Origin of the sequence: Limnospira sp. PMC 289.06 (assembly GCF_032350395.1) — a bacterium.
GTDB lineage: Bacteria > Cyanobacteriota > Cyanobacteriia > Cyanobacteriales > Microcoleaceae > Limnospira > Limnospira platensis.
The window spans coordinates 1-211 of the sequence record NZ_JARPLC010000621.1 but is presented as its reverse complement, the minus strand read 5'-3'; the positions used below and the strand labels follow the sequence as shown (position 1 = coordinate 211).

Annotated in this window: 1 pseudogene; it reads left to right on the top strand. The window is 43.6% G+C overall.

What is annotated here, in order from left to right:
• Nucleotides 1-211, top strand: a pseudogene (locus tag P5674_RS26470) (RNA-dependent DNA polymerase); the annotation flags it as partial.

The window sequence follows — 211 nt, the reverse complement described above, 5'->3', positions numbered from 1 at the left end:
TTCAGACATGGAACAATTAAACTTAGCAATGGGAAAGAAAGACACGAAAATTGGCTATTCCAAACCAAAGATGGGATACATCTATTCAAACACATCTGGACCCCAATTGTCAGACACACCCTAATACGCCCCGACGCAACACTTTATGACGGAAATTGGACTTACTGGGCAACCAGGAAAGGACAAGCAATCGACACGCCAATTAGGGTAG